Here is a 6,774-nt window from a genome sequence, read left to right on the forward strand (position 1 = left end):
CATACCGGGACAACCTAAGAACAAGATACTCATAAAAGAAGGAAGTTTTGCAGCGGCTTCCTGCGGAATAACCATCAATCTTCAGGGGAGAACTTCTCATGCAGCTGAACCCGAGAAGGGAAATCCGCCCTATCCCGCAGCTATCAAGATAATTAATGAAATACAAGAATTAACCCGAGCCAAGACCGGGTTCAGCAATCATGTGATCTCCACATTGATCTATATCCGTATGGGTGAGATCTCGTTTGGGGTTTCTCCGTCTGATCTGGAAATGGGAATTACCCTTCGAGCCTATGAAAATAAAGACCTTGATCTGCTCTGCTCAAAAGCTGAAAACATCCTCAAAAAATATGGAGAGGAATATGGGTTAGCGTATTCGCATAAATATACTGAGATATACCCTGCTACAGTCAATGCTTCAGAGTGTGTTGAAATCATAGAAAACTCGGCTAAGTCGCTGGACTATCAGCTTGAAGAAATGACGCAGCCCAACAATTGGTCGGAAGACTTTGCTTACTTCACGGCCACTAATAAGGGGGGGCAATTTGGTTTTGGTTCAGGTGAAAAAACTCCAAATTTACATGATCCGGAATATGATTTCCCGGATGACATCATTGAACCAGCGGCTAAGGTATTTTTTGAGATTTATAAAAACAGACTACATTGAATGTCTTGCGGCTATTATTTGTTTATAAAGTAGAATTGAAAGTATAATCTAATCCCAAGATTATGGAAGCTACAGCAACATTAACAACGATTGACACAGAAACTTTACATCGCAAACTTACCAGCAATCACAATACTATATTGATCAATGCATTAGATCAGGAAGCTTTTATTTCAAAGCATATTCCCGGTTCAATTAACTTACCAGCCGCAAATGCTGAGATTGCAAAAAATATCCTCCCATATATGGATGCTGAGATCGTGGTTTACTGCGCCAATGCAGAATGCACGGCATCTCCTCAGTTAGCTCAAAAACTTGAGGAAATGGGATATACTAACGTAAGTGATTTTGAAGAAGGACTCTCCGGCTGGAAATCAGCAGGATATGAGTTCACCGGCAACGATGTATAACCCATAAAGCAGAACTTCTCAACACTTTTGAAGCCAGCCGCCATTTGGCGGGTGGCTTTTTTTATTCGTAAAAAGAAATATTATCCGCTTTCTTTTATTTCATTATCGAATATATTCTCCCAACAATTTTAACAGAATCGGAGATCAGGTACATGAAACGAATAGTTCACTTTTTATTTATCCTGCTGATAGTGCCTACAGGATCTGTTTTTGCTCAAAATACAGATGATGTGGTTGATGCCATCGTTACTGAAGCAACTGAAAATTCTCAACTCGAACGACTTGCTCATCAATTAACGGATGTGATCGGCCCGCGCCTGGTTGGAACTCCTCAAATGCAACATGCTCATGACTGGGCAGTTTCTCAGTTCAACGAATGGGGTATCTCAGCTGAAAATCAACAGTATGGTGAATGGCGTGGCTGGGAGCGTGGAATAACGCATATTGACCTTCTTTTGCCTCGGGTAGTTTCTCTGGAAGGACAGCAGCTGGCCTGGAGCCCTTCTACTCCTGAAGGAGGCATCAATGCTTCACTTGATATCATTCCACAAGTAGCAAATCAGGAAGAATTCGAAGCTTGGCTGGAAACGATCGAAGGAAAGATCATCCTGATTTCCCAACCACAAATAACCGGCCGACCTGATTATAACTGGGAGGAATTTGCAACCGAGGAATCCTTTGAGAAGATGCGGGAAGAACGAAATATTCAGTCAGAGGCATGGCGCCAGAATTTAGAGAACACCGGATATTTACGCTCCATGAATCAGACGCTTGAAGAAGCGGGGGCGGCCGGACTTATACAATCCCGTTGGTCAAATGGATTTGGAGTGAATAAGATCTTCAGCGCTAATACTGAAAACATACCGGTTGTAGATCTTGCGTTGGAAGACTATGGAATGTTATACAGAATGGTTGAATACGGTGATGAACCTGAAGTTCATATGAATGCCCAATCCAGAGACCTGGGAATGGTTCCCACCTTTAATACCATTGCTACCATACCCGGAACCGAAAAACCGGATGAATATATCGTCCTTTCTGCTCACTATGATTCATGGGATGGGGGCACCGGAGCTACGGATAACGCAACAGGTTCGATCACAATGATGGAAGCTGCCCGCATTTTAAAAGAGGTATATCCTAATCCGAAGCGTACCATCATCGTAGGGCTTTGGGGCGGAGAGGAGCAAGGTTTGAATGGCTCATCCGCTTTTGTGCAAGACAATCCTGAGATCGTTAATAATATGCAGGCCTTATTCAATCAGGATAACGGTACAGGCCGTGTGGTTCGAATTTCCGGACAGGGATTTCTACATGCTTATGAGTTCTTAGGTCGCTGGCTGCAAGCCGTTCCACGAGATATTACCCAACATATTGAGACAACATTCCCGGGCACTCCCGGCGGTGGTGGTTCCGATTATGCTTCCTTTGTTTCGGCCGGAGCACCGGGCTTTTCGCTGAGTTCACTCAGCTGGAGTTACTGGAATTACACCTGGCATACTAACCGTGATACCTACGACAAGATCGTGTTTGATGATGTCCGTAATAATGCGATCCTCACTGCGATCCTGACTTATATGGCGAGCGAAGATCCGGAAACATTTCCGCGTGACAAAGCAGTTCTTCCGATCAACCCGAGATCCGGCGAGCAAATGGAATGGCCAACCCCTCGGACTCCAAACAGAAGCGGAGGAAATTAGTTTTTATTACGACCAATGACGATTGGCGGACGAGGATCGTCCGTATAATCAGATAAGTTTGAGCCATCCTGAGGAATTGGGATGGCTTTTTTTGTTGGCAACGGGAAGGGAATTCATTAAAAACTTTTACTATGCGGAACGTGAGGTCCCAATTTCTATTTCCTGCTGGGTTGTTGGGAACAAGATCAAATTTGAAAGGGTGCATTTCAGATACAAACAAAGAAACAGTTGATAGACACACTTTACAATAATAGCTTCGTACCTACACCCTGTAATATTTTTTCTTTATAAAGTCTTTCAATTTTCGTTTTATTGTTAATCGTTCTGCAACAGAATTTGCATGAGGAAAATCACCAAATGGTTTACTGCAACCTAAAAAATCACATAAGATATCCCAGTTAAAATCTTCCGGCATATTCATTACTAGAAGTTCTTTATTATTTTTTTTGAAATACTCAATAACATCCCTGTTATGCTCTGTATATTTTTTAATGTACAGTTCTTTGTTTCCTTCAGGATCCCCCTCACCATCATAAATCCAATGGTAACTCTTTCTGTCATAGCCGCCAAAATGGTTGAGGACACTTTTGTACCAACCATCAACAGATCGTTTTGTAAGAATAAATTTTGCATCAGGATATAACTCCAACAGTTCTCTGTAGAAAATAAACCAAGGGGTATCCTCGAACATATCATATTTATCTAAAAAGGGTTTATATATGGCTTCAAATAGTTCTTCCCTGGTATGGGTTTCAGGAGTATAGTTTGTTGGGGGATTTACAAACCCGCAAACCCTGTATCCTAATACAACTAATGCCTTTGCAAGAGAAGTGGTTCCTGTTTTATGAAACCCTAAAACAAATACTTTATTCCGATTTCTAATGGTTAGCCGTCTGAACAATCCCCTGAAAAAATAGGTGGTTGGAGCCATACCATGCTGATTGTCTCTACTTAATTCAGGTAGTAGCATATAAATAATACTTTTTTCTTGTTGGAAATTTCACGCCATTTTATTCAAATAAAATTTTATTCATAATATAATTTTATTGTCAGTTGGTTCTTATACTATACGGGCTGATTGCTACATATCTTACTTAATTATATCATTGCTAAAGTATGATCCTGCTAAGATTAGATCCTTACTATTATCGTGAAGGTTAGGGTGAATGACGATAAGCTTTTGAACTCACAGAAAACTTAAGCCATCCTGAGTAATTGGGATGTCTTTTTGAGACTTTTTTAGTTTTCGAAGGTTGGTCTTTGTGGTGTTTAAAGTTGGAATCAGAGTCTCTATCCGGCATTTCGCAGGTGAACTAGGGAACGAGATTAAGTGCAGCTACTGCCCCGACGAGACACCAACGATTTTATGACAATAAGGGCAGCAGAACACACGATTAATCGACATAAAGCCGCGGCTGACTTCGATGAGTTTCTCAATTTCCTTATCACAGTGTGGACAAACAGGGGTGATGTCGGCTTGTTCGATCTTTAATTTTTTTCGTTTCTTATCCATTGGTTTCCTTAAACATTAAAAACTTATCCATGCATGCGGGGCAACACAAATACGCAACGTTCTTAATTATTCTGAACAAGTTCCACCTTGAGTATTACGGGGTCGTTGGGAACGAGATTAAGTAATTATTAACCCTATTAGTTCCTTACCATTATTGATTGAATTAATGTCTGTGATCTACTAATAAAATCTAACGTAGCATACATATTTGAAATAAAGTTGCCTATCTCTTCACTAGCATTTCTAGTAGCTTTGTTTAGTTGTCTCTGTAACTTTGGAAAATCATCCAGCACCTTTTTCATACTATTAAAAGTACTTGTGGTATTTAATATTGTTTGATGCATTGAATTTAATCTATTATCTAACAAATAGAATTCTTCCATCTCTTCCTCACTGATCTCATAATCACCTTCTAATATTTTGTAAAGACTTAATTTTATTTTTTCTAAAGATTCTTCGTACTCTTTATTTGCTATCTGTAATTTGTCTTTATATTCATTAATTGGCTTAGAAAAGTTTTTTGCAATCCTTTGTCTCCTCTTATTCGCCCCTGCACTATTATCAAACTTGGCTATTTCAAATTCTTTTTGAGTTTCATTAGTCTCATTATTCACGTCTTGTGTTGCATCTGTTATAGTATTCGCTATTTCAGCTAACTCCTGAAAACCTTCGTCTACTATTACAATATGATCCAATAGTCCAAGTTCATCATCTGAAGAAATTATTTCTATTTTCTCCCCAACACTTTCTAAGATTTCATTATTAAATTCATCGAAAGAGATATTAGGCAGTTTTGAGAAACCCAGATGTTCTATTAAAGATTGAATTAATCTCTTAGAAAATTCATCATCGTATACTTCAGTTGCTTGGAAATACGCCAAAGGTATTGGTAGATTTTCTTTAGTAATTCCCGTATGACAAATAGGAATAATCGGAATTTTTTTAATCCAAGCAGCTCCTGTTTCAAAATTAATCCAAGGTCGATTGATTGATTTCATACTGCATATAACAATTAAGCATTTGGCATCGCTAAGTGCCCCATCAATTTTTTCAAGCCACTTATCTCCAAGACCAATATCATCTGGTGCACTACTCACAAAAACATTAATACTCCCCAAAAAAGTTGATTCTAACCAGTTTTTTAGAACATCCGCCGTTTTTGCTTCCTCTGTTATATGACTTATAAAGACTGTCATTTCTACTGTTCCTTTATTAATTCAATGACTTATATACTAAATTATTCGATAAAAAAAAGCCCCGTTCAAGTTAATGAACGGGGCTTCAATTTGTTAGCAGGCTAACGAAAGTTTAGTCTTCGGCTTCAGCAGTTTCGCTTTCACCGTTTCCGCTACCGCCAAGTTCTTCAAATACTTTGGCGATATCTTCGTCTCCTTCTTCCATGTCTTTCTTCGAACCAACCACGATGTCTTCGTAGTCGCGAAGTCCGGTACCGGCAGGTACTTTATGTCCAACCACCACATTCTCTTTGAGTCCGCGGAGGAAGTCTTTCTTAGCTTCAATAGACGCTTGTGTAAGTACCTTGGTAGTTTCCTGGAAGGAAGCTGCCGACAACCAACTGTCGGTTGAAAGTGCAGCTCTTGTGATACCCAGCAGTATTGGCTTGGAAATAGCCGGTTCTGCTTCACGGGTTTCGAGCTCTTCTTTTCCGTCTTTGATCAACTGATTGTTATGATCTCTTACTTCACGTCGATCAAGGATCGCTCCTTTCTTAAGCTCGCTGCCACCTTCGTTGGTAACTACAAACTTACCGATCAATTCGTCATTGCGTTCGTTCACTTCAAAGCGATCAACTTTATCGCCTTCAAGGAACATGGTATCACCGGGATCGGTGATCTCAACTTTCTGCATCATGGTTCGAACGATCGTCTCGATATGCTTATCGTTTATCTTCACACCCTGTAGTCGGTAAACCTCCTGAATTTCATTCACGAGATATGACTGTACAGCGTAAGGGCCGAGAATATTCAGGATGTCCTGAGCCGGAATAGTACCGTCAGAAAGTGGCTGACCTGCTTTTACAAAATCATTGGACTGAACCAAGATATGCTTACTTAGCGAGATCAGATATTTCTTCTCGTCAGTTCCGTCTTTGGATTTCACAAATACTTCCTGTGAACCACGCTTACGTCCACCCATTTCAATAATACCGTCAATTTCAGTAACAACGGCAGGTTCACTTGGCGAACGTGCTTCAAACAGTTCAGTAATACGCGGCAGACCGGCGGTGATATCCTTCGATTTAGAAGCAACACGCGGAATCTTGGCGATTACCTGACCGGCTTCCACTTTATCACCGTCTTCTACCACAATGTGGGTATCAACAGGAAGTGTACTTTCGCGGACTCGGTCTTTAGTTCCTTTGATCATGATGGTTGGTACCAGCGAACGATCTTTGGAATCTGTAATTACTTTTTCACGGTGACCGGTTTGCGCATCGGTATCATCAGAAGAAGTTACTCCATC

At 40.4% G+C, this 6,774-nt stretch carries 6 protein-coding genes and 1 pseudogene; 3 read left to right on the forward strand and 4 right to left on the reverse strand.

The window, feature by feature from the left end:
- From VFM80_RS07390 to VFM80_RS07400, 3 genes are all read left to right on the forward strand, one after another.
- A partial coding sequence (locus VFM80_RS07390) for a M20/M25/M40 family metallo-hydrolase (protein WP_395071056.1) occupies nt 1–667 on the forward strand: 667 nt, incomplete at its 5' end.
- A 62-nt stretch (nt 668–729) separates the two neighbouring features.
- Entirely contained in the window at nt 730–1,077 is a 348-nt protein-coding gene (locus tag VFM80_RS07395) for a rhodanese-like domain-containing protein (protein ID WP_395071058.1), read from the forward strand.
- A gap of 152 nt (nt 1,078–1,229) precedes the next feature.
- On the forward strand, nt 1,230–2,777 hold the full coding sequence (locus tag VFM80_RS07400; RefSeq protein ID WP_395071060.1) for a M20/M25/M40 family metallo-hydrolase: 1,548 nt from the start codon (nt 1,230–1,232) through the stop codon (nt 2,775–2,777).
- Nucleotides 2,778–3,039: 262 nt separating this feature from the next.
- Here VFM80_RS07400 and VFM80_RS07405 read toward each other — a convergent pair whose 3' ends face one another.
- The 4 genes and pseudogenes from VFM80_RS07405 to VFM80_RS07420 form a co-directional block, all read right to left on the reverse strand.
- Nucleotides 3,040–3,747 (reverse strand): sulfotransferase family protein, encoded by a 708-nt coding sequence (locus VFM80_RS07405; protein WP_395071062.1) that lies wholly within the window; start codon nt 3,745–3,747, stop codon nt 3,040–3,042.
- Between the two features lie 366 nt (nt 3,748–4,113).
- Complete coding sequence (locus VFM80_RS07410) at nt 4,114–4,290, reverse strand: hypothetical protein (protein WP_395071064.1); 177 nt, start codon at nt 4,288–4,290, stop codon at nt 4,114–4,116.
- A 137-nt stretch (nt 4,291–4,427) separates the two neighbouring features.
- Nucleotides 4,428–5,486, reverse strand: coding sequence for a toll/interleukin-1 receptor domain-containing protein (locus VFM80_RS07415; protein ID WP_395071066.1), 1,059 nt, complete (start codon nt 5,484–5,486; stop codon nt 4,428–4,430).
- 112 nt (nt 5,487–5,598) lie between these two features.
- Nucleotides 5,599–6,774, reverse strand: a pseudogene (locus VFM80_RS07420) (DNA-directed RNA polymerase subunit beta'); the annotation flags it as partial.

This window comes from Gracilimonas sp. (assembly GCF_035704785.1).
Taxonomy (GTDB): Bacteria; Bacteroidota; Rhodothermia; order Balneolales; family Balneolaceae; genus Gracilimonas.

Bases quoted from the DNA above. Each gene is read 5' to 3' on its own strand.
- VFM80_RS07395 (WP_395071058.1), top strand. From the start codon at position 730: ATGGAAGCTACAGCAACATTAACAACGATTGACACAGAAACTTTACAT.
- VFM80_RS07400 (WP_395071060.1), top strand. From the start codon at position 1,230: ATGAAACGAATAGTTCACTTTTTATTTATCCTGCTGATAGTGCCTACA.
- VFM80_RS07405 (WP_395071062.1), bottom strand. From the start codon at position 3,747: ATGCTACTACCTGAATTAAGTAGAGACAATCAGCATGGTATGGCTCCA.
- VFM80_RS07410 (WP_395071064.1), bottom strand. From the start codon at position 4,290: ATGGATAAGAAACGAAAAAAATTAAAGATCGAACAAGCCGACATCACC.
- VFM80_RS07415 (WP_395071066.1), bottom strand. From the start codon at position 5,486: ATGACAGTCTTTATAAGTCATATAACAGAGGAAGCAAAAACGGCGGAT.